The organism is Portibacter marinus, assembly GCF_021533195.1.
GTDB lineage: Bacteria > Bacteroidota > Bacteroidia > Chitinophagales > Saprospiraceae > Portibacter > Portibacter marinus.
In genome coordinates this window covers 1-24,860 of record NZ_JAJNKB010000008.1, presented here as the reverse complement: position 1 = coordinate 24,860, position 24,860 = coordinate 1, and the positions used below count along the sequence as shown (strand labels likewise).

The following is a 24,860-nucleotide window of genomic DNA, read 5'->3' as shown; positions in this document are numbered from 1 at the left end:
CGAACGTTTCGGGCCTTTTTTATTCAGAATTCTCTGACTTTTATATTCTTAAAACTTACTTCATCTCCATGATCTTGTAGGAGTAGATGTCCACTAGGGATTCTGCCAAAGTTTTCCCAGTTTTCGTATTTACTCTTTTCTACCAATGCCTTGAACAGTTGTGAATGCCTATCGAAGGACACGACTTTGATACCATTTAACCAATGTTCCACTTGGCCATCTTTGACCAATATTCTTGCTCTATTCCATTGATCTCCGCCGTTAAATCGTTTTGATCCTCGATTGGCTTCCGAATAATTATCTGCTCTAATCAAATCATACAATGAACCTACCGTTCTATTACCATTCTTGCCCTCTTTAGCGTCCGGATGATTCTCATCATCCAGTATCTGAAACTCCAGGCCTATGGCTGATCCTTCTCCTTTATTGAGTTCAGGATCTACAAAGTACTTAATGCCACTATTGGCACCTTTTGAAATTTTGAAATCCAATTCAAGCTCGAAGTCACTATATTCTTTAATTGTAACGATATCTCCACCGTTAGCTGACTCTGCACCTCCGGAAGAAAGTACCGTCAAAATCCCATCTTCCATTTTCCAACCCTTTTCAGGAAATTCATCTAATTTTGCTCCACGCCAACCTTCTGTTGTTTCACCATCCCACAATAACCTCCAGCCATGATTTATTTCATATGGCGTTAATTCGTTATGCAGGTAACTTATCTGAGCTATAGAAGGATCTGGTTTCATAAGGTGCTCTTCAAGATCTTCAGTCAGAATTCTAATATTTTTCCATCGAACCTTTTTTCCAGCATGTTTTGCGTCTCCAATGCTATGTACTTGAAAGGCAATAAATCCTTTAGGAGTCATATTATCTACTAGTCGTGCACATTGAATACCATTAACCCAGGTTTGGATATAGGGTCCGACGGCCTCCAAACGGATATGATTCCATTCACCTGGACGAAATGCATCAGCTGACTTATCTGATCTGGTTAATGGATACAGCCATCCTCGCCGTGCTTCATCAAAAATACCTCCAGCCCATTTACGCAATGATGTCTCTATTTCTACCTGATAACCATGAACCCTTCCATCAAAGTATTCATCTTTACTGAGACTGCGAAACTGTACCCCTGAGTTCATACCATTATCAATCAACACATCAAATTCTAAGATAAAATCACTGAATTCATTCTTTGTCGCCATAAAAGTGTTAGGCGTACCGGCTTTAGCAATACCGATTAATACACCATCCTCATACTCATATTCCGCAGTACCATTAAGCTTTTCCATATTAGAGAGATTGTCCTCAAGAAGATTTTTCCATTCCTGAGCGGATAATAGAAAGACCAAAAGACAGAAAACAATGACAAAACCGTTTCGCATAGATTCAATTAATTTCAGACAATTAAAAATTGGGTTACAGAACGCCAATGTATTAATTATTCCTTATTATTAGGCGCTATTTAAGAATATAAATAAGAAGAAATGATCAAAAGAAGAAATTTCATAAAGGCCTCAGCATTGGCAGGAGCAGGTGTAAGTTTAGGTTTGCCTGCGAAGTCTTATTCCAATATTATGGGAGCAAATGAAAAGTCAAATGTTGCAATCATTGGATGTTATAGACGTTTCGGTGGACTGCAGGGTCCATTGTCTAGAATGAAGGATGTCCATATTAAATATGTGTGTGATGTGGATTCTAGGAGACAAGCTGATGGAATGGCGAAGGTGCTAAAGGATGCCGGTTATCCTACTAAGGGTGAAAAGGACATCAGAAAGATCTTGGATGATCAGGAGATCGATGCTGTATTTTTAGCTATACCAGACCACTGGCATGCACCCGGAACCTGGATGGCGCTTGATGCCGGTAAAAACGTTTATGTTGAGAAACCAGCCAGTCACAATCCACATGAAAGTGAATTGCTCATTCAACTTCAAAAGAAATACGGAAAAGTGGTTCAAATGGGAAACCAGCAAAGGTCAGCACCTGAAACAATTGAAATCATTAAAGAAATACACAATGGTGCCATTGGTAAGGCATATAAGGCTGTTGCCTTTTATTCTAACACCAGGGGCCGAGTGCCAGATGCCTCAGTGGTTCCTGTTCCAGACTATCTTGATTGGGATTTGTTTCAAGGTCCCGCACCACGTCAAGAATTTATCAATATCGTGGGAGACTACAATTGGCATTGGTACTGGACATATGGCACAGGGGAAACCGGCAATAATGCCACGCATGAATTGGACATTGCCAGGTGGGCATTAGATGTGACATATCCCAAGCTTGCATATGTAGACGCAGCAAAACAACACTACAAGGATGATCCCTGGACGATGTATGATACCATGTATGCCACCTTTGAATTTGAGGACGATAAGGTCATTAACTGGGATGGAAAGTCCAGAAATGGATACAATACCTATGGAGGTGGTAGAGGAACCATCATTTATGGAACAGAGGGAACTGTAATGGTTGATAGAGGCAAATACGAAATGTATGATCGAGGCGGAAAGCTCGTCAAAGAGAGAAAAGGTGGTGAAGAAGGAGGGGTGGCTCTTGGTGGTGGAGGTGACACTACGGATTTACATGTCCGGAACTTCCTGGATGCGGTAAAAGGGACGGCCAAGCAGAATTCCAATATTGAAGAAGGAGCAATTAGTACGAACCTGTGTCATTATGCTAATATTTCCTATAAGTTGCAAAATAGAGCCATTGATATAGATCAGACAACGGGCCATTTCAAAGATCCAAGAGTCATGGATGAACACTGGTCGAGAACGTATGAAAAAGGATGGGAACCACCTAAAGTATAATCAAACACTGACAAGCTGATAGAAATAGGAGGTGCTTCTACGTTTAAATAGCAAAGTGCTAAAGCTGTGACAAAATACGTTCTCTTATCATCGAGATCATCCTTTTGTTTACAGCTTTTGTATTTAAAAGATAGTATTTGTGCTCTTCTACAGTCATCATTCCGATAATCATTCCTATCAGCTGATTTTTAAGTCTTTGTTCCTTTGACATGATATTTCGGACTTTTTTCTCAAGTTGTTTACTGTCCAGCTGTCCAAGATTAATCATTTTCTTCAAGCAATGATCAATAAATATACTCATTATCAACGCATTTTGTAGTTTCAAGATAGGTCGTAGTACTTCATTTTGAAAAACTAAAGCTACGGACGCCGAAACAGGATCATATTCAATATCCAGATCAGGGCGTATAAGTCTGATTTTATCTATTCTATCTTCCATCTACTTTGCAAAAATTATATAAATCACTACAACTAAAGCACATATGGCAATGCCCACCGGTACAGCATACTTCCAAGTTTTTATATCCACCTGACCTGTATACTCGATAGCATAGGGTATTTTTCTGGGTCGAAGCTTTCCAATCAGTAGCATGAGCAAGACATTGAACACAAACAACATAGCAAGTACATGGATGAAATGCGGGTAAGTCCCCCCGTTTTCCAATACCATAGGCTTGACCACAAATGTTAATATCGCATAAACCACTGATCCTAAGATGATCCCAATCTTGGCAGCAATTGCCGGAACACGCTTGGTCATATAACCCACTACAATAATTGTAAAAATGGGGATGGTATAGATCCCATTGGCTTCCTGTAAATAATCAAAAAGCGATGAACCCGCCCCAGCGATAGACGGCGCAATAAACATGGCAAGCAAAGCCAGTACAACACCGAAAAGCTTACCTGCCTTCACCACCTGCCTCTCAGACGCTTCTTTATTAAAGTGTTCTTTATAAATATCGATCCCGAACAACGTTACAGAACTATTAAGAGCACTGTTAAAAGAAGACAAGATTGCTCCAAAAATAACAGCGGCGAAGAATCCTACTAACGGCTTCGGTAATACTTCGCTAACTAATCGACCATACGCACTATCTGGGGTTTCGAGATCACCTCCGAAAATTTGGAATGCTATGATCCCGGGAAGTACAACGATTATTGGTCCTAAAATTTTAATAAATGCTGCAAGCATCAAGCCTTTCTGACCTTCTACCAAATTCTTAGCACCTAAAGCCCTTTGAATGATGGCCTGATTAGTTCCCCAGTAAAATAGATTGATTAACATCATTCCTGTAAATAAAGTACTGAACGGCACAAATGAATCTTCACTTCCTGTACTATCAAACTTAGCAGGATTTTCAGCTACAAGCTCATTGAGACCAGCGAGCATACTTCCATCACCAATATACATTAAACCAAATACCGGAATCATCAATCCACCTATCAGTAGTCCAATGGCGTTGATGGTGTCTGAAACCGCAACGGCCTTCAATCCTCCAAAAATTGCATACACGGAGCCTACTATTCCTATTCCCCATACGCAAATCCAAATAGAGGCAGTTTCTGATACTCCCAAAAGAGTAGGTAGTTCAAACATTGCCGTGAAGGCAACCGCGCCAGAGTATAATACAATGGGAAGTAATACAACCACGTAACCGGATAGAAAAAGACCGGAAGTGATGGTCTTGGTCACGGTGTCAAACCTTTTTTCTAAAAATTGGGGAACAGTGGTTAATCCCTGTTTCAAATATCGCGGAAGAAGGTATAGCGCTGTTATCACAATGGCAATGGCTGCCATGGTTTCCCAGGCCATGACCAGAATACCTTGTTGATAAGCCTGACCATTCAAACCTACCAATTGCTCAGTTGACAAATTGGTCAATAATAAAGATCCGGCAATCACACCAGCTGTCAAACTTCTACCACCTAAAAAATAACCATCTGAAGTATGCTCATCGGTACTTCTTGTTGAAAAATACGCAACACCAGCTACCAATAAAGTAAACGCTAGAAAGGAAATTAAACCCATTTTCTCATTCAAATTTAAATCGTTGCATAATAGTGATATTTCTAGAATTACCAGATTATTGTTGATCTTAATCATTAAATTTCAGAGGATACTTTTATTTTACTATTAAAAATTTTATGAAACTACTACGATTTGGGGAAGTGGGTTTTGAGAAACCTGGTATTGAGGACGAAGGTGGAATTCGCTATGATGTTAGTGGATTTGGTGAAGATTACGACGAAAATTTTTTTGAAAGTGAAGGAGTCAACAGACTAAAGAGTTGGTTTGCAATTCATAAAAATTCGTGCCCTAGAGTCATGTCTTCTCTGAGATTAGGTCCACCATTGAAGCGTCCAAGCAAAATTATTTGCGTGGGATTGAATTACAGGGAACATGCTATAGAAAGTGGGATGAAAATACCTAAAGAACCCATCCTTTTTTACAAAGCAACTTCTGCGATTTGCGGACCCAATGATCCTCTCGAATTGCCAAAAGCTTCTGTAAAGACAGATTGGGAAGTAGAGCTGGCAGTGGTCATTGCTAAGAAAACAAAGTACGCGACTCCTCTGAATGCGATGCAAAATGTAGCAGGCTATTTACTACATAATGACTATAGTGAGAGGGCTTTTCAGTTAGAACATGGCGGTCAGTGGCTTAAAGGTAAGAGCTCAGATAGTTTTGCACCATCAGGTCCATTCCTCGTGACAAAAGACGAAATTACAGATCCACATAATCTGAAAATGTGGCTGGATGTGAATGGCAAAAGAATGCAGGAATCTTCCACCTCTGATCTTATTTTCAACATTCCCTATTTGATAGCATACATAAGTAAATATATGTCCCTGCTTCCAGGGGATATCATCTCGACAGGAACTCCAGCCGGAGTGGGAATGGGCTTAAAGCCACCTCGCTATTTAAAATCAGGAGATGTAGTCGAGTTAGGAATAAATGGATTAGGTTCTTCAAAGCAAAAGGTCATAGCTTATAGCGATTGAGCCCTTTTACTTACAAATAATGAAGTATAGGTTTTACTATGATAACTATTATTGTAGAATTTTAAAACTTACACCAAAAAAGTACAGAAATACTCGAAAAGACATAATTAATCCTCGTAAAAAGTTTTTATATGTCATTTAGGCGCTGTTTATTTTGTGAATGAAATAAAATTATTAAGTACATTTGCATCAAACACCTTTAAGGTTATATAGTCAGTTTAACTATATGGGATCAAGCGTATATTAAAACACCTTGGTTAACTAAAGATAAACCTTATAACCTAAAATTTAGAGTATCTCGTTTAGTGTGCGGGATGCTCTTTTTTCATTTCAACCATCTCTATTCCGCTTTGTATCAAATGCTTTATAGATGGCTTTCGAATAGATAGGGATTGTAACTTTTCCTTGGTTAATATCACTCTCGTAGCATCTTTATTCATGAGCAACAATTCCAAAATTTCTAACAATAACAACCACTCTGAGTCATATTCCTGAAGGTAGTCATCGATGAGATCACTTTTGACGCTTCCATTTTGCCGAAAGTCTCTAACAGATTGATAAGCTTCTTCCTTTAACCTGACAACTGACGACTTATTCTTTGATTTCGTAGATGGTGAAAGTTGATGATCCAGCAGGCTAAATGACTGATGGTCCGCCGGTCCTGCAAAAGCAGAAATAATCTTCTTACCTATAGCCATATGAAAAATATCATCTTGGAAGGTGTACAGTTGTTTACCATTTAGAGTCAGATTCCCATTCTCAAGGGTGATCAATAAGATCTTGCCTTGCAAATTTCTGGTACCTGTAATTACTCTACCCTTGACTACAATACCGCCTTCATACTCTAAGCTCACAACTTTCCCCTCGTATATTCCATAGGCTTCCAAATCTACAGGCGACATGTCCTCGATGGCTAGATTAATACTCTTTAATTTGCCAATAGGTGAAATAAAACCTTCGGTGTAGTGCAGAGTTGAATGACCAATAAGCTCTTTCTCCCTATAAGCTAGTGCAGTTGGACCCATAGTTTTAATTAAGGCAACCTGGCCTTCGTATTCCTCATAGTTGGTGAAAACGCCTGAAACTTGCAGTCCGGTACTTAGTTCAATGGTACCCAGACTTTCAGATTCAACAAGCTTCTTCAAACCAGCAAGTCCGCCCTTGCGTAGTGATAACTTATTGGCAAACTCTTCAAGCACTTTGCTTAAATGTGAAAAATTTGGTGTAACAAAGAGCTGAGGCTGTGGACGTGTAATATCAAATTCCTGATCAGCTGCATCGATGGTGTATGGAATCTTTTTCACCTCAGGCTTCAAACACCACTCACTTTCACCTATTGAAGAAAGTAAGCCTGCTCCGTATATCTTATACTTTTCAGTAGTTCCGATCAAACCATATTCCACTGTCCACCATTGGAGATTTCTAATTTTAGACATCTCAGAGGGAGGTACGCGTAGAGCCTGCAATCTATCTACTTCTTCCTGGGCCGCTTTTATAGCCTCCATGTCCGGTTCTTCTACCTCCTTTAGTTGACTGAGCTTTCTAACCGCATGATAAACTTCCCAGTCATGCTTCGAAGAAATGGCCTTACTTCCAATCTCTCCCAGACGACGAAGGTATTCTGCATACTCAGGATTTGCAATTATCGGTGCATGACCTGCTGCTTCGTGAATAATATCAGGCGCATGTGTGTATTCTATATTTTCTAATGTGCGTATATCTACAGCGATGACCAGCACATTATAGGCCTGAAATTCCATGAAGGCAGATGGTGGAATGAATCCATCGACCGCTGCTGCTGCCCAGCCAATATCTTTTAATATTCTATTCATTCCATACATATCAGGAATTTCCTCTATGGATACTCCTGTCTTTTTCAGACCATCTACATAGGTGTGGTGAGCAACTTTACTTAAAAAAGTAATGTTCTTTCTCATCACATATCTCCATACTGCCTGATTTATAGATGTATATTCTGAATAGTTTTGCGGAATAATATATTGCTTAAGATGGGCAGGAAGTCTATCTAAAATAGGATTAGAGGGTATTGATTCCATGATTGTTCTTTATATAATAACAAATATAGAACATATGAGATAAAAATACCACATTTTCAAAACAATTACAGACTCACTCCCCTTTTCCAGGGAATAAAGTCATTCTGCCCCAGCCTAATACTGTGCGTTTCCTTTTTTCCACTTGCAACTTCAATAACTAAATCTAAAAGTTCACTGGCCATTGATTCAATACAAATGTTCCCATTAATAATAGGTCCGGCGTTGAAATCAATGATGTCAGACATGCGTTTTGCTAATTCATTATGAGATGAAATCTTGATGACTGGAGTGATCGGATTTCCAGTAGGTGTTCCTAATCCTGTTGTAAATAGAATAATATTAGCTCCGGCACCTGCTAATCCTGTTGTACTTTCGACATCATTTCCAGGAGTCCTAAGTAAATGAAGTCCGTTTCTGACTGTTGCTTCTCCATAATCCAATACACCCTCGATCGGTGATGTACCCCCCTTTCTCGCTGCACCTGCAGATTTCATTGCATCAGTTATAAGACCATCTTTGATATTTCCCGGAGAGGGGTTATGTTTAAATGAAGATCCAACAGATTCAGCTTTTATTTTATATTCCTCCATCAAAGCTGAAAATTTTCTAGCCAATGTTATATCTCTGCATCTGTTTATCAGTTGTTGTTCTACTCCGTTTAATTCTGGAAATTCAGCTAAAATCGCTGTTCCACCTAAGGCTACAATCATATCAGAGAGATGACCGAGTGTGGGATTAGCCGAAATACCAGAAAATCCATCTGATCCACCACATTCTAAGCCGATATTTAAGTGTTCTAATCCGAAAGGCTTTCGATGGTGCTGATTGGCCTCCATTAAACCCACAAAAGTATACTTTACAGCATCTTCGATAAATGAAATTTCACTCGAACTACCTTGTTGCTCCAAGAAATAGACTGGTTTATTATCAGCAGAACCTGAACTTTCAAGGTGACTTTTTAATAGAGATATTTGTGCATTTTGACAACCCAGGCTCATAACAGTAGCACCCGCTACATTTGGATGTTCGATATACCTGGCAAGTAATTGACAAAGCAGGTCTGCATCTTCTCTGGTTCCACCACATCCACCTTCATGCTTTAAAAATCTAATGCCATCTACATTTGAAAAGATCTGATTTTTTTGATGACTATCAATTGGGGTGTAAATCGATTTATTTAGAATTTCTTCGGAGGTGGCACCGGAGCGATAAGCTACGATCAGTTGGTCGATATCATACGTGGAAGTCGTCGGATTAGAGTACCCCAACTTTTCGGATAGAATAGCCTCTATGTGATCAACGTTTCTATTTTCGCAAAATACCAGTGGGACGATCAGCCAAAAATTTCTGGTACCCACTTTTCCATTTGCTCTTTCATAACCTTGAAACTTTATATCGGTATACTTTCTGATATCTGGCTTTTCCCAATTGAAATCAGATCGATTCAAATCAACCTCCGCTGTTGCATGTTCAGTATTTTCAATCTTTATCCTGCCACCTTTAGGAATGAACATGGTTGCTTTACCAACAATCACGCCATACATATACACATAATCTCCAGGTCTGATATGTTTAATAGCGAACTTATGCTTTGCTGGAACAAACTCGAAAATTTCAATTTCTAAATCATCGAAGGTGACTTTCTCTCCTTTTTTCAAGTCACGAATAGCAACCAGTACATTATCGCTGTCATGAATTTGGAGAACAATTTTACTCATTTTGAATGGTCTTGATTAAAGACAACGTTTCCTTTACCTTTATCCTTAATCCCTCAAAATCCTTGGTTTCTAGCACCTTGGAACTAATTAATTTTGAGCCCATTCCAACGCATGTTACCCCTGCATCAAACCAGCCACGTAGATTTTCTTCGTCCGGGGATACACCTCCAGTTGGCATCACTGAAGTCCAAGGTTGAGGTCCTTTAATCGCCTTCACGAATTCTGGTCCGTAGGTGGACCCAGGAAATAGTTTAACGATTTCGCAACCTAATTCTTCTGCCCTGCAAATTTCTGATAGGCTTCCACAACCGGGAGACCAGAGCACTTTCTTTCGATTACAGGCATATGCAATATCTTCTCTCAAAACAGGGGTAACAACGAAATTGGCCCCCAGTTGCATATACAAAGAAGCAGCACCAGCATCTGTAATGGAACCTACACCCATAACCATATCCGGCAAATGCTCTTCGCAGTATTTATTTAGAGCTCCAAAAACTTCATGAGCAAAATCACCACGATTGGTAAACTCTATTAAACGGGCACCACCTTCATATAGAGCTTTAAGTATGCCCTTACCTAATTCAACATCAGGGTGATAATATAGTGGTACCATTCCCTGATCTTCCATCATCGCCACTACCTGTAATCTTGTAAATCTAGCCATATCTATTTTATTTATCTTGCTACCCTACCTGAAGCATCCCCACCCATTAATTTTTCGACCTCATCTACGGTTACAAGATTTGCATCTCCATAAATGGTATGCTTGAGGCATGAAGCCGCTACAGCAAAATCCAGAGCCTTTTGGTCGTCATTTCTATAATTTAAAAGACCGTAAATCAGGCCACCCATAAAACTATCTCCTCCTCCTACTCTATCAACTATATGCGTGACTTGATAAGTATTTGTCTCTAAGAGTTCTTCACCATTGTAGAGTACACCAGACCAGGAGTTATGGGATGCACTGATCGAGCCTCTTAATGTGACGATCACTTTCTTACATCTGGGAAACTTTTCCATGAGCTGCCTACAGACTGATATATATGCCTTAGCATCTACAGTGTCGCCATGAGTCACATCTACTCCTTCTGGATGTATATCAAAATGTTTTTCAGCATCTTCTTCGTTTCCAAGGATAACATCGCAACCTTCTACAAGATCTGGCATCACTTGATCAGGGGCTTTACCGTAGTTCCACAAATTCTTTCTGTAATTCAGGTCAGTGGATACCATCACACCCATTTTGTTAGCCATCCTAATGGCTTCGAGGCAGGCCTCAGCAGCTCCTTGTGAGATAGCTGGTGTGATTCCAGTCCAATGGAACCAAGATGCATCTCGAAAAACCTTTTCCCAGTTTACCATACCTGGCTCAATAGATGACATCGCAGAGTGCGCTCTATCGTATACCACCTTACTGCCTCTGCTAACTGCTCCCATTTCTAGAAAATAAATCCCCAATCTTTCTCCTCCTCTCAAAACATGATCGGTACCCACTCCTCTCTTTCGCATTTCCATTAGAGCACAATCGCCGATGTCATTATTAGGTAATCTGGTTACAAATTGAGTGGGAATGCCATAATTAGCTAATGAAACAGCAACGTTACTTTCACCGCCACCATACACTACATCAAACTCGGATGCTTGTGAAAATCTTTTCCATCCAGGTGGTGTAAGTCTGAGCATGATTTCTCCAAATGTCACTACATTTTTCATCTGATATCTTTTCGTTTAGTGATCACAATATAAATCTTCAATTAGATTTTGGTCATGTCAACTTAATCAAAAGTCCATATTTATTAAACATTTGACTATAAAATCAGACTATCGTACTACCGTTCTTGTATTTTATTCTACCTGCAGTGGATTACTTAGTCTCGAATGGCTTTAATACCTGGAAGTTCTTTACCTTCTAAAAATTCCAGCATGGCTCCCCCACCAGTAGAAATAAAGCTCACCTTTTCGGACAGTCCAGATTTGTTAATGGCTGATACTGAGTCTCCACCTCCTATCAATGAAAATGCACCTTCACTTGTCGAATCGGCTACGGCCTGGGCAATTGCAAATGTTCCTTTACTAAAATTTTCCATTTCAAAAACTCCAACCGGACCGTTCCAAAGTATCGTTTTGGATTCCAAAATTATCTTCCTATAATCATCTATTGCATCTGGGCCTATATCCAATCCCATCCAGTCATGCGGAATATTCATACTATCGACAGTCTTAGTATTCGCATCATTGCTGAAATCATTAGCTATTTTAGAATCTCTAGGAAGCATTAGATTGACATTCTTTTCTTGGCACTTCTCCAATAGCTCACTTGCCAAATCGATGTAATCTTCTTCAAATAAAGACTTTCCTATAGATCCACCCTTAGCTTTTAAAAAAGTATAACTCATACCACCTCCGATCAATATGTGGTCGGCAAATTCAGTGATTTTTTCTATCAACTGAATTTTATCAGACACTTTTGCTCCACCAATTATGGCTGTGACCGGATGATCAGGATTTTGCAACAATTTAGTTGCATTTTCAATCTCTGAATTCATAAGAAACCCGAAGCCCTTGTGTTCTTTATCAAAAAATTGCGCAACAGTAGTGGTTGAAGCATGTGCTCTGTGAGCTGTGCCAAAGGCGTCATTGATAAATATGTCTGCAAGGGATGACAATTTCCTGGCAAAATCTTCATCACCTTTTTCTTCTTCCGGCTGAAACCTGGTATTTTCTATCAACAATACTTCACCTGGTTCCAAATTCTTGGCCTTTTGCGAAGCTTCACTTCCTACCGTATCTTTTGCGAAGTGTACATGAACACCTAATGACTCTTCCAGATGAGTCAATAAATGCTTTAATGTGAATTTATCAACGTCGATGCTTCCGTCTTCTTTCTTAGACTTTAGTGGTCGACCTAAATGACTCATGAGAATCAGTGCTCCTCCATGATCCAAAATATATTTAAGGGTGGGAAGGGATTTTTGTATTCTGGTATCATCAGTGATTTGATTTTTATCATTTAACGGAACATTAAAATCAACTCTAACCAGCACTTTCTGCTTACTGAAGTCTAAAGCTAACATCTGTTATTATTTTGTGATTAGATATAAAAAGACCTGAAAAGGATTGATCCAGTTCAGGTCTTTAGTATTTTATCTTATACTTTTGCAGTGATATCTGCTAACCTTGCAGAATACCCAGCTTCGTTATCATACCAACTAACGATTTTAACCATTTTACCTTGAACGTCAGTTAAACCTGAGTCAAAAATAGAAGAATGCGTATTCCTAACGATGTCAGATGAAACTATAGGATCTTCACAATATTCTAATATACCTTTCATCGGTCCTTCTGCTTGTGCTTTAAAGACTGAATTCACTTCTTCTATTGAAGTTTCTTTTTCTGCAATAAAGTTAAGCTCAATTAAAGACCCTGTTACAACCGGGACCCTCAAGGCCATTGCAAACATTTTCCCTTGTACTTGTGGAACGACTTTACCTACTGCAGAAGCCGCACCGGTTGAAGTTGGGACGATGTTAAAAGCCGCTGCCCTGGCTCTTCTCAGATCACTATGTGGCGCATCCTGTATATTTTGATCAGAAGTATAGGCATGGGTTGTGGTTAATGAACCTTGCACAAAGCCCCAATTATCTACGACAATTTTAGCAACTGGTGCTAAACAATTGGTGGTACATGAAGCATTGGAAATCAATTTATCGTCGTCGGTCAATTCATGATCATTTACACCCAGGACGATCGACTTAAAGCCGGGTCCTTTAGCAGGGGCAGAAATTACAACTTTTCCAGCTCCAGCATCCAGGTGTAATCCAGCCTTTTCTTTTGTTCTGAATATCCCTGTGCATTCTAAGACCACATCAACTTCTAGTTCCTTCCAGGGTAGCTCGGCTGGATTTCTTTCTGCCATGGCTTTAATTTCTTTACAATTGACAATAAGGGCATCATCTGTCGCTTCAACAGTTCCCTCAAATGGACCTTGAGCACTATCATATTTTAACAAATGTGCTAGTGTATGATTATCTGTAAGGTCGTTTATTGCAACGACTTCAATATTTTCATTTTTCAATAAGTTTCTGAAAGTAAGCCTTCCTATTCTACCGAAACCATTGATCGCAACCTTTTTACTCATAATATTTAATTAAATGTCAAGAATTAATTGATAAGATGACAAATTTAATTTTTTATAATTAAAAGAAAGACCATATAATCTTAATTTTATACGGCAGGATAATATCGAAATTAATATATCAGCAGGTCATTAAATGAAGAATATTAGCAGGTGTTTCACGAATTGTACGAATGGAGATTTTATAATAGAATACCAGCGGTGCTAAATTAAAAAGGGTTACACACCAGCGGTCTGTAACCCAATCTTCTAAAGTAGCCCCTAGGGGAATCGAACCCCTCTTTCCAGGATGAAAACCTGGCGTCCTAACCGATAGACGAAGGGGCCAAAAATCTATACTATTAAGTAAAGATTTTCAGCTGCCCGGTAAGTCATCAGATGAACAATTTCAAGGCTTTTCTTCAAAAGCAGTGCAAATATATAATCTTTCTAAAAATAAAAAAATGAATTATATTTTTTTGTTATACTTTTTTTAGAAACCAACTCAAATCCTTTCTATCAGTAGGATTAAGCTTAAAATAGAAACCGCCTGACCCACTGAATCAGCCAGAACTCTTGACCAATCCACATCTTCCCTATCTTTTTCTTCTTGCGTTTTAACAGGTTTGTTTCCCACAACAATTTTTGATCCCATCTCAACATCAGGGTAATTCTTATAAATCAGATAGTTCTTAGTTCTGGTAATCTCTCCGTTAGCATCCTCAACATAGATTTCATTTGGACTTCCACTATCTGAAATGCCACCCGCATAGTTTTCAATATAAAATCTGGCATCTTTTCCTTTATGATATGGTACATTGAGTTGATTCTGACCACCCAAAATTTCTTTGTTATAAAGTTTAGATGCATTTGTTGCCCCCACTATACTAACAAATTCCTTAGACTTCGGAATTTCAATACGATCGCCATCTCTTAACTTAAAATTAAATCTTGAAGATCCCATTTCTAATACATCGTCTAGTTTAATAACGACCACACCAGTATTATTTTCGGTTCTGAATAATTTGGCTCCCGTAGGAAACGCCTCTGAAGTTATTCCCCCTGCCCTAATGATCAATTCTCGTACAGTTTCATTGTCTTTTATCAAACTATATTCTCCCGGAAATCGCACTTCACCTTCTAAAGTAACGATTTTCTGCAATTCGAAATCGGGAACAAATCTGACCATAATTTCATCGTAAGGCATTAATTCAAATGCTAAATTTTCATCACCTTCTTCCAGATCCCTATTAATTGTTAAATTAGCAACAAGAGTTTTTGTAGGCTCATTGTTTTCTATCACAAGTCTGGAAATTTCTACATGATTGGTAGCCGCTCCTAGCATAAATCCTCCGGACATAGTCAGGACATCTGCCAGTGTCATTCCAACGCCATATTGAAATTCGCCTGGGTTATTTACTGCACCACTAATGTTAACACTGGACCTTTCACTAAATAGTGATTCAGAAAAAATTTCTAAAGAATCTAACGCTGTCAAAAAATTAGTTGATTCATCTGCTAAGATATCGTTCAGGTCAATCCTGGTATAGTGTTTTAATTTTGGATTAAGGGGATCTTTAGTATGGATTATCCCAACTGTCGAGGCATCTCTTCTTAGTCCACCAGCCAATTCGATTGCATCTGCAATTGTAATAGACTGTCCCAGTGCTAAATTGAATGATCCAGGATTTCTAACTGCACCACTTACTTGAAATTGCTGATTGTCATTGAAAGTAGATTCACTAAATACAGTCACTGCATCTCTGTTCTGCAATGGAATTTGTAAATCCGATTGGCCCTCTTGCAGGTTAACTTTGAGGTAAATGATTCTTCCATTGTCCTCTGTTCTCCTGATAAACGCTACATCTTTTCTGGCTCCCGGTTGTAAAATTGCGATATTAATTAAATCACCAAGTAGTAAATCATCAGTTCTTTCATATTCCCCAACATTAATCACAGCCCCTTTTATTTCTACATAGTTATCAAGTTCGTTTTCAACCTTTCTTATGGTAACCACATCGCCATCCTGCAATTCATAACCAGCAATTTGTTGACCCCGTATGTCTAGTAATCGCCTACCGTTTTCAACTGATCTGGAAACTTGTATCAATTGTCTGTTGGCATTGCTGGTATAGCCACCCGCTAAAACCAGCAAATCTGAGAAGTTCTCATTTTCCTTTAATTCATAACGCATTGGTCTTCTCACACCTCCTCTTATTTGCACTATTTTTCGAGCGACAGGCACGACAATGACATCACCTTGCTCCAATGATGAATCGGTGATATTATTAGGGTTTTGCAGATAGGAATAGAAATCTAAATTAATGATAGCACCGCCCTTTTTTATCAGAAGTACATCTCTTAAACTCCCGATTTCAGTCGGTCCTCCTGCAGCAACCAATCCGTTAAACACATTATTTATAGCAGAAAGTGTATATCCCCCGGGATTCATCACTTCTCCTTGAATATTAATATTGATGGTTCTCGAATAACTTATAGATACATCGAACTCTCCCTCGCCAAACCTATAAAATCGAGAAAGTGTCTCATACAATTTTCTCTTAGCGGCTCCTAATGTCAATCCTTTGAGAAAAATTCTCCGATTATTAACAACAATGTAACCATCACTATCGATTTCATGAGCAAATTCTGCCCTACTAATTCCAAAAATGGAGATTACTATTTTATCACCTGCTCCAAGTATATAGTTTTCAGGAGCTTTAACTTCGGTGGAGGTTTCAAAAACACTGAGATCTCTATTCTTAAAAAAAGCATGACCATAGATATTTGGTATCTTCTCAGTAGAATCCACTTTATTTTCTACGACTCGCTTAACCTCCTCATTCATGCCTTCAGCGTCTCTTTGGGTCGGAGCTTCTAGAAACTCCTCTTTATTGATCATCTCGTCTGAACCTTCAAGAGTCTGATTAGGAGTGTCAGCAGAGTTCGCTCTTTGAGCTTCAAGTTCATTCACAATTTGCTCAATTTCGACAATTTGAGCTGGTGTGAGATTTTCGAAGTCTTGGATATCTATACCTCTTGCATTTAATTCGTCCAACAGATCTTGCTCTGCAATTCCTCTTCTTTGTAACTCAGCTCTGACCTCAGATTGAGTCACCGGTACATTCTGACCATAAATCATATTGACAAATAAAAAAAGAAGCAAAATATAATATAGTCTCATTTTCTAAATTTTAACTCAGCACTTCTTTAAAGTAATCAAACGTAATGCCTAACCCTTGTCTACGATCAACAACTGGACTCCATCCTAGTATTTTCTGGGCTTTCGTTATATCTGGTCGACGCATTTTAGGGTCATCTTTTGGAAGTGCTACATGAATTATTTTTGAAGTGCTCTCAGGGACAAATCTTAATACCTCTTCAGCAATTTCTTTAATGGTGATTTCAACAGGATTTCCAATATTCACTGGCAAATGGTAATCACTTAAAAGCAATTTGTAGATACCATCTACTAAATCCGAAACATAACAAAAAGATCTGGTTTGTTCCCCGTCGCCAAAGACGGTGATATCTTCATTTCTCAGTGCCTGAGAAAAAAATGCTGGCAACGCCCTGCCATCATCTACCCTCATTCTTGGACCGTACGTATTAAAAATCCTGACAATACGAGTCTCCAATCCATGAAAGTTATGATAGGCCATGGTTATTGCTTCCTGAAAGCGCTTCGCTTCATCATAGACTCCCCGTGGCCCTATGGGATTTACATTACCCCAATATTCTTCAGTTTGCGGATGCTCCAGTGGATCCCCATAAACTTCAGAGGTGGAAGCCACCAATATTCTGGCATTTTTAGCTTTTGCTAAACCTAATAGATTATGAGTACCTAAAGACCCGACTTTAAGAGTCTGTATTGGCATTTTTAAATAATCAATCGGACTGGCTGGAGAAGCAAAGTGTAAAATATAATCAAGTTCCCCTGAAACATGTACAAATTTAGATACATCATGATGGTAATATTCGAAATGCTTCTTTGGAAAGAGATGCTCGATGTTTTTCATGGATCCTGTTAGTAAATTATCCATCCCGATCACGTGATAGCCTTCTTCTAAAAATTTGTCACAAAGATGTGAGCCAAGAAATCCGGCGGCTCCGGTTATTAAAACTTTTTTCATTGAAGGCTTCAAATTTTAAATCGCAAATATAAAATATTATCGGCAATGTCTACATTTGCTCTTAATGTACAAAAGACTTCTTTATTTATTTACGATACTCATTGTCTCTTCGGTTGTTCACGGACAAGAAAGCCAAGGCTCTTTGCTTAATTTACAATCTTCATATTTGTTGGAAAAACCAGGTGCAGACCTGGCTCAAAGATTTGGGTTAAATTCTAAGTTTGAATTTAAAATTGAATACTTATGGCACTATCAATACGCTTTTTATGCAAAAGGTGGAATAAGGATTAATCAAAATGTTAAAGAAGACGTATTTTCCAGTATTAGAACCAATGAGGGATTTGTTTTGGGTGCCAATGGCTTTTATGCTGATGTGTTTGGAAGAAAGCGAGGCTTCGATATAGGTGTTGGATTTGATTATCTAATAACGGCCTTTAAGCAAAATGTGAGGCTTGGAATCGGAAGTAGCTACATCACACATTGGATTAAGATTGTAGATGACTCGCAATCGGTTCCGCAAGTAGTCAGCACTTCAGGACAATTTTACGATCGATTCGTAAGTGGTGTGGGTATTGAAGAAAATGTTCAATTCCAGTATAATATTGAAAGAGCAGCTTTTCTTATCGGAATACAGTTCGGTCAATTTTTCACTAAGGAGCATCGATTTATGTTAAATCTGCAAAACTCACAAAGGCGTTTAGATTTGTATTATGGCATAAAACTTACTTACCTCCTTCCTCTTATCAAGTTTGGAACCACAGAAACAATATATTATTAACTTAAAGAAAAGGTCTTCCAAATCCTTTAATTTTAAGTTTTCGTAGCAATTGTGTGGAGTCCTCCTCCCATATCATATTGATTTGACTTCATTTTTTAATGGAGAGCTTTTTCAGCTAGGAATCAAAAATTAATATATGAATGAAAAGGCTTGAAGATCTTCAGTTATTAGTATGAATTTTAGGGATGATTTTTTTACAGCTTTATGCTTTCGAATCCTCCATTCTAAAAGTAATCTATATGATGACTAATAGAATCATTAAATTTATATTAAATACCGCTTAAAAATGATCGAAGCCCTCACAAAGCACGATTTTGAAAATCATCGTACTGCCATCCAAGAAATACTTATGGAGATTCAATACGTGGACACAGCTAAAGCGGTAAGAATAATGAACAGAATAGATTCAAATTTTTCCGATTATAAAGATTTCTCCTTATTTCATTTTACCGAAAAAAGACTTTCAGGGGCCATTTTTGCACAGCGAACAAATAAATTTACTGAGGTAGGCAGATCTATAAAGATTAGTTACATGGCTGTCAGAAAAGAACATAGAGGGATGGGCATTGCAAAGGAGCTCTTGGAATACTTTCTGAGCAATATCAAGCATAGCTTTGAAAACGTCGTATTAACAAGTTATGAGCAAAATGAAAGAGGGATAAAGTTTTACACCAAATTTGGCTTTGTTCCATATGTAATCAATAGGTCCATTCAGTACGTGATAAAGGATCAAGGCACTTCATTCGAGCATAGAGATATAGTTTTTATCAGGAGGTTTCCACTGAAGAACATTACTATAAGACCTTTGAGAACTTCTAATATTGAGTTTTTAAGAGAAATGATCGTTAGGTCTTTTAGCATCTCAAATGAACTATTTACAAGCAGCAAAATCGACGAAAATGATGTCGTGCGGTATTATGAAAATTGGGATAGCAAGAAGGAAATTGGATATATTGCTAGGTATGAGGACAAAGATATCGGTGCAATCTGGTGTCGTAAACTACCCTATTATAATCAGGGCTTTGGTTATGTAGAAGATCATATTCCTGAGATGGGGATAGGTGTCTATTACGAATACAGAGGCAGAGGAATAGGTCAGATGCTGATGGATCATCTCTTTACCAGACTCAAACACATGGGTGAATACGCTATATCCGTTTTCGTAGTTAACGATAGTCCAGCCAAAAGAGCTTACTTAAAAAACGGATTTAACCCTATACGACGAGATGACAACCGTATAGTTATGCTAAAAAAACTATAAATTTAACTCCACTTGACCTCTTAAAAGATCTTTCATTTTTTCTCTTTTTCTAATTAAGTGTGCCTTACCATCATGAACTAAAACTTCAGCTGGTCGAAATCTTGAATTGTAATTTGAAGACATCATGTAGCAGTAGGCACCAGCATTATGGAAACAAAGTACATCTCCTTCACTAATTTCACTCATTTTTCTATTGACGCCAAAAGTATCTGTCTCACAAATGTAACCTACGACCGTATATATTCTTTTCCGTCCTTCAGTATTGGACAAGTTTGTAATCTTGTGATAAGCATTATAAAACATTGGTCGAATGAGATGATTCAAGCCTGAATCAACGCCTGCAAAAACATTTGATGTGGTCTGCTTAACCACATTGACCCTGGTCAAAAAATAACCCGCTTCAGAAACGATAAACTTACCGGGTTCAAAAACCAGGGTCAGGTCTTTACCGTATGCAGCACAAAAGGAGGTGAATTTCTGACTTAGCTGAATTCCCAAATCTTCCATATCTGTTTCTATGCCATCATTCTTGTACGAAACTTTAAATCCAGAACCGAAATCAATAAAATCAAGATCTTTAAATTCTTCAGCAGTGTTGAGTAAAATATCAGCTACCTTCAAGTAAACCTCTGTATCCAGAATTTCACTACCAGTATGCATATGTAATCCATTAATTTTCAGACCATAAGTTTCAACAATCCTATGTATATGAGGAAGTTGGTGAATCGAGATTCCAAACTTTGAATCAATATGACCCGTACTTATTTTAGAATTACCTCCAGCCATGACATGCGGGTTCAATCTTATGCATACCGGATATTCAGGATAATGATCTCCGAATTGTTCCAAAATAGAAAGATTATCGATATTGATTTTAACCCCAAGTTTAACCGCTTCCGAAAGCTCCAGCAAACCCACACAGTTTGGAGTGTAAAGTATATCCTTCGCTTTAAAGCCGGCATGAAGACCTAATCGTACTTCCTGTATAGAGACCGCATCCAGACCCATCCCCCATTTTTTCATCAACTTTAAAATATTGATATTGGTCAATGCCTTACATGCATAATTCAATTTCATTTTCTTAACGGAAAAAGCGTTGTTGAATCGATCTATTTGACGTTTAATAATTGCCGAGTCATAGATATATAAAGGCAGACCGTAATTTTCAGCGAGTTCCAATGGGTCGACGTCACCACTAAGCAAATACTTTCCTTTCTTCAGTTCCATAATCTGATTTTTCGTAAGTTGACAAATGTATTGAATTTAATAAGCTTAGTTCCAACAATCATTAAAATATAACAGACATACACCATTTATGTGAAATTTTGCATCTTTAGTAAGTACAGGGGAAAATAGTCATTTTGAATTTAGACGAGAACATAAGACTTTGTAAGAAAGGAAACAGGGAAGCTCAAAAAGAGCTTTATAATCATTATGCCCCTTTACTTTTTGGCATTTGTCGAAGATACCTTAAAAATGATTCTGATGCCGAAGATGTCTTTCTATCAGGGATGTTTAAAATATTCGATAACATCAAAAAATTTAAGGGAGAAGGCAGTTTTGAAGGATGGATGAAGCGAATTATGGTAAATGAGTGCCTCATGCATATTCGCAAATTCAAGAAGTTGAATATGGTAGTGGAATGGAGCCAGATAGACAATGCTGAAGATCCAATCGTTTTTGGCAAATTGGCTGAGGAGGAAATAAAGAGTTTGATTCTTGATCTACCGGAGGGCTATAGAACTGTATTCAATCTGTATGTTGTCGAAGGCTATAAGCATAGAGAGATTGCTGAATTGTTGGGAATAAGTATCAATACTTCAAAATCTCAATTGATCCTTGCGAGAAAAAAATTAAGAGAATTTATCAAAAAAAAAGATTTAGGTAGTCGTTATGAAGGATTTGTATAATTTGTTTGATGAGCATCCTGATCGTAGAATTTGGGATAGATTAGAAGAAAAACTAGATAAAAAAGCTAGTATGCGAAAGCTTAGGTTTTATCGTGTTGCATCTTTTGCCGCGATGATTACCGCCTTGGTTGCTGCAGTGAGTTATTTTGATCATATGCTCGATGACCACAACCCGCATTTGTTTGCCTCCAATGAAAAATTCACATCGTTCGTATTGGAAGAAATTGAATACAATGAAAATGGACTGTTTAACATGGCCTTCTTTTCTGAAATACGAAATGCTTATGCAGTGTCGAAGGAAGATGAAACTTTGGAATTAAGTGGAGAATATATGGCAGTAGATGGGGAAATAGGTTTTAATATTTTTTTAGCAAAATATACTTATTTTTTAGAATTCGATTATGCCGGCTTTCCTGTAATGAAACTTATTTCTGTCGAAGGTCAGACTTTATATTTTACAGCTGAGGGTGGCGAAACATTAAAAATGAATGTTGAACCCTATGGTTTGAAATTGATTGAATCTAGCTTCTTACCTGAGTACCATCACTACAGTTTTAGCAAGTTGGAGGCCATTTGAGGGCTTTTGCCAATGTAAGAAATTTGACAATACTCAAGATAGAAAATTTAAATACACTTAGTAATCAACATATAATAGTTAACATATATTTCATATATGTTAATTAATAATTTCTTCCTTGCCTATTAGCAAAATTTAATAGTATATTTGGAGTAGCCTAAATAAATTTTAAACACTAATTACCTAAAACTAAACCTAAACAACCTTATGACCTGTTACCTACTACCTAAAACATCTTAACCCCTGATTATCTTTTACAAATAATTTCATTTCGTACAGATCGTCAATGTTATACTAAGAGCATAGTTAATTACTATGTGTTCTTGAATGTAATGTTGTAGTTGGCATTAAGTCATAACGTGTTTTGGCCTAAAACACATGACAATGAACGTCTTATTACCCTTTAAGAGTCTAATCCTCAATTGTATTCTATTCTGTTGTTTTTCCTTCTTAATAATTCAACCCACATTTAGCCAAGCAATTGAACATCCTTGTTATGACAAGCCCAATTGTACTTCCAATGATTTTACATTGGAAAGTGCTTTTTTAGCGAAGGATATCAATGGTACCATGCTAACAAGTTCGGACTGTGATAACAGACCGGTGGAAACCTTTATCTGCGTCAATATCCAAAACAGTACAAGTAGCGCAAGAACGGGAATCTACGTCGCAGGAACTTTCGAGTCCGGAGGTTTTACGGAAAATATCGAGCATTGTTTTCCAAACAATATGCCGGCCAATTCTCTAATCACTTTATGTGCTCCATCACCTGATACCTACACCTGGCAATGTGACGATGAAGTGCTCCTGAGTGACTACCTCACGGCATGGTCGGTAGGTAATGATTCTGTTTGCGTAGCAGATCTTGCAACTACAGATCCAAATGACTTTATCATTGCATGTGGCGCAACTACAAAAGCAAAGTGCCAAAATGAACCTACTGAGCCTATCGTTGTGACCATTCCTATAGTAGCCAATTTCAGTTTTGCTTGTACCGATGGTGTAAGTTTAGGAGTAAGTTTTATGGATGAAACGGTGGGCGGTTCGATGAACTACACTTCATACTTGTGGGCTTTTGACGATGGAAATACATCGAATCTACCAGATCCCATGCACACTTACACTTCAGCAGGAATTTATGACGTAACTTTAACCGTAACGGATGATGAAGGAGACTCAGATGACATTGTTATAGAGGTCAATGCCGGAGCATGTTGTGCGCTAAGTGTCAACAATACCACTCTTAATCAATGTGCAGATAATAATGGAACAGCAACCTTTAATTTGACACTCGCCGAACCTAGCATTAGCAATGCACAAGGGGTTTCATTTGCATATTATAGTAATTCACAACTTTCAAGCTTAATAGCTAATCCAGGCTCTTATTCTATCACTTCAAGTTCTACCATCTATGTAGAAGTAACAGATGCGTCCGAATGTACTGCTGTTGCAGAAGTGCTGTTAAATATTACCGGATCTTGCTGCCTGCCACCAGTCATTTCATGTCCACCTGATAAAACTATAGAATGTGATGAATCTACAAATCCTTCAAATACCGGTGAAGCAACTTTTATTGAAGGTTGTGGAGAAGTTACCATAACTTTTATCGACAGTGAAACCGAAGGAAGTTGTCCAAGTGAAAAAACCATAACAAGAACCTGGAAAGCCGAAGACCAGGATGGAAATATTGATTTGTGTGATCAGATTATTTCTGTTGAAGATAATATGGTACCTGTTCTTGCTTCTGCTCCTGCCAACATTACCGTAGAATGCGCAGATGACGTTCCTCCGATGACAAGCTTGGGATGGACAGATAACTGTGATGGCTCTGGCACAGTTCTAGGAATTGACGGACCTCAAAGTGGAGGAAACTGTGGGGGCACCATCACCAGAACCTGGAATTATACTGATATGTGTGGAAATGCAGCAATGACGAGAACTCAAGTTATTACTATTGATGATATGATTTTCCCAGTGCTGGATCAAGCACCTTCCAATATTACAGTGCAGTGTGCAGATGACGTTCCATCACCTAGCGATCTAGGATGGACGGACAATTGCGATGGGTCAGGAACTGTAACAAGCGTTGACAGTCCCCAAAGTGGAGGAGATTGTGGAGGCACAATTACGAGAAGCTGGAATTATACTGATATGTGTGGTAATGATGCAGTAGAGAGAATTCAAATCATTACCATTAACGATACGACTGACCCTGAGTTCGAAGCAGCGCCTGGTCCTGTCTCTTATCAGTGTCAGGACGATGTCCCTGCTCCCGGTAATCTTACCTGGACCGATAACTGTGATGGAACTGGTTCTGTAACTGGTGTTGACGGTCCTTTGGTGGGTGGCCCTTGTGGAGGTACCATCACCAGAACCTGGACTTATACCGATGCTTGTCTAAATATTGGCACCGCTACTCAAATCATTACCATTAACGATACGACTGACCCTGAGTTCGAAGCAGCGCCTGGTCCTGTCTCTTATCAGTGT

The 24,860-nt window shown here is 38.4% G+C and carries 19 protein-coding genes and 1 tRNA gene; 7 read left to right on the top strand and 13 right to left on the bottom strand.

What is annotated here, in order from left to right:
* Positions 1-23 precede the first annotated feature (23 nt).
* A complete protein-coding gene (locus tag L2567_RS16215; protein WP_235298856.1) occupies positions 24-1,388 on the bottom strand; it encodes a 3-keto-disaccharide hydrolase in 1,365 nt (454 codons plus the stop codon).
* 102 nt (positions 1,389-1,490) lie between these two features.
* Between L2567_RS16215 and L2567_RS16210 the strand changes: the two genes are divergently transcribed.
* Positions 1,491-2,816: a Gfo/Idh/MocA family oxidoreductase gene (locus tag L2567_RS16210; RefSeq protein WP_235298855.1), complete on the top strand. Its 1,326-nt coding sequence runs from the start codon at positions 1,491-1,493 to the stop codon at positions 2,814-2,816.
* Positions 2,817-2,874: 58 nt separating this feature from the next.
* Here L2567_RS16210 and L2567_RS16205 read toward each other — a convergent pair whose 3' ends face one another.
* Positions 2,875-3,255, bottom strand: coding sequence for a hypothetical protein (locus L2567_RS16205; RefSeq protein ID WP_235298854.1), 381 nt, complete (start codon positions 3,253-3,255; stop codon positions 2,875-2,877).
* Positions 3,256-4,848: a solute:sodium symporter family transporter gene (locus L2567_RS16200; protein WP_235298853.1), complete on the bottom strand. Its 1,593-nt coding sequence runs from the start codon at positions 4,846-4,848 to the stop codon at positions 3,256-3,258. It lies immediately after the preceding gene.
* Between the two features lie 116 nt (positions 4,849-4,964).
* On the opposite strand from L2567_RS16200, the gene L2567_RS16195 reads away from it, so the two are divergent.
* The gene (locus L2567_RS16195; RefSeq protein ID WP_235298852.1) at positions 4,965-5,822 is read left to right on the top strand and encodes a fumarylacetoacetate hydrolase family protein; all 858 of its coding nucleotides are present in this window, start codon (positions 4,965-4,967) and stop codon (positions 5,820-5,822) included.
* 302 nt (positions 5,823-6,124) lie between these two features.
* On the opposite strand, the gene L2567_RS16190 is transcribed toward L2567_RS16195, so the two are convergent.
* From L2567_RS16190 to L2567_RS16150, 9 genes are all read right to left on the bottom strand, one after another.
* Positions 6,125-7,879, bottom strand: coding sequence for an aromatic amino acid hydroxylase (locus L2567_RS16190; protein ID WP_235298851.1), 1,755 nt, complete (start codon positions 7,877-7,879; stop codon positions 6,125-6,127).
* A 65-nt stretch (positions 7,880-7,944) separates the two neighbouring features.
* Positions 7,945-9,597 carry a UxaA family hydrolase gene (locus L2567_RS16185; protein WP_235298850.1) on the bottom strand — a complete coding sequence of 551 codons (1,653 nt, stop codon included), beginning with the start codon at positions 9,595-9,597 and terminating at the stop codon, positions 7,945-7,947.
* Positions 9,590-10,261, bottom strand: coding sequence for a bifunctional 4-hydroxy-2-oxoglutarate aldolase/2-dehydro-3-deoxy-phosphogluconate aldolase (locus L2567_RS16180; protein ID WP_235298849.1), 672 nt, complete (start codon positions 10,259-10,261; stop codon positions 9,590-9,592). The genes L2567_RS16185 and L2567_RS16180 overlap by 8 nt, the downstream gene beginning before the upstream one ends.
* Before the next feature lie 11 nt (positions 10,262-10,272).
* Complete coding sequence (locus L2567_RS16175; protein WP_235298848.1) at positions 10,273-11,310, bottom strand: sugar kinase; 1,038 nt, start codon at positions 11,308-11,310, stop codon at positions 10,273-10,275.
* Between the two features lie 155 nt (positions 11,311-11,465).
* Entirely contained in the window at positions 11,466-12,671 is a 1,206-nt protein-coding gene (locus tag L2567_RS16170) for a phosphoglycerate kinase (RefSeq protein ID WP_235298847.1), read from the bottom strand.
* Between the two features lie 74 nt (positions 12,672-12,745).
* Positions 12,746-13,735 (bottom strand): type I glyceraldehyde-3-phosphate dehydrogenase, encoded by a 990-nt coding sequence (gap, locus tag L2567_RS16165; protein WP_235298846.1) that lies wholly within the window; start codon positions 13,733-13,735, stop codon positions 12,746-12,748.
* Between the two features lie 252 nt (positions 13,736-13,987).
* Positions 13,988-14,059 (bottom strand) — tRNA-Glu (locus L2567_RS16160).
* A 157-nt stretch (positions 14,060-14,216) separates the two neighbouring features.
* Positions 14,217-16,895 carry an SLBB domain-containing protein gene (locus L2567_RS16155; RefSeq protein WP_235298845.1) on the bottom strand — a complete coding sequence of 893 codons (2,679 nt, stop codon included), beginning with the start codon at positions 16,893-16,895 and terminating at the stop codon, positions 14,217-14,219.
* Positions 16,896-16,905: 10 nt separating this feature from the next.
* Positions 16,906-17,844, bottom strand: coding sequence for a UDP-glucuronic acid decarboxylase family protein (locus tag L2567_RS16150; RefSeq protein ID WP_235298844.1), 939 nt, complete (start codon positions 17,842-17,844; stop codon positions 16,906-16,908).
* Between the two features lie 64 nt (positions 17,845-17,908).
* Here L2567_RS16150 and L2567_RS16145 point away from each other — a divergent pair, with 64 nt between their 5' ends.
* Positions 17,909-18,622: a hypothetical protein gene (locus L2567_RS16145; protein WP_235298843.1), complete on the top strand. Its 714-nt coding sequence runs from the start codon at positions 17,909-17,911 to the stop codon at positions 18,620-18,622.
* A gap of 286 nt (positions 18,623-18,908) precedes the next feature.
* Positions 18,909-19,883 carry a GNAT family N-acetyltransferase gene (locus L2567_RS16140; protein ID WP_235298842.1) on the top strand — a complete coding sequence of 325 codons (975 nt, stop codon included), beginning with the start codon at positions 18,909-18,911 and terminating at the stop codon, positions 19,881-19,883.
* Here the strand turns inward: L2567_RS16140 and lysA are convergent.
* Entirely contained in the window at positions 19,878-21,110 is a 1,233-nt protein-coding gene (gene lysA, locus L2567_RS16135; protein WP_235298841.1) for a diaminopimelate decarboxylase, read from the bottom strand. The two genes, L2567_RS16140 and lysA, sit on opposite strands and share 6 nt — an antisense overlap.
* A 134-nt stretch (positions 21,111-21,244) precedes the next feature.
* On the opposite strand from lysA, the gene L2567_RS16130 reads away from it, so the two are divergent.
* The 3 genes from L2567_RS16130 to L2567_RS21160 all read left to right on the top strand — a co-directional run.
* The gene (locus tag L2567_RS16130; RefSeq protein WP_235298840.1) at positions 21,245-21,793 is read left to right on the top strand and encodes an RNA polymerase sigma factor; all 549 of its coding nucleotides are present in this window, start codon (positions 21,245-21,247) and stop codon (positions 21,791-21,793) included.
* Positions 21,777-22,370, top strand: a complete 594-nt coding sequence (locus L2567_RS16125) for a hypothetical protein (protein ID WP_235298839.1) — start codon at positions 21,777-21,779, stop codon at positions 22,368-22,370. Before L2567_RS16130 ends, L2567_RS16125 begins: the two co-directional genes overlap by 17 nt.
* Before the next feature lie 384 nt (positions 22,371-22,754).
* A partial coding sequence (locus L2567_RS21160; protein WP_319942135.1) for a PKD domain-containing protein occupies positions 22,755-24,860 on the top strand: 2,106 nt, incomplete at its 3' end.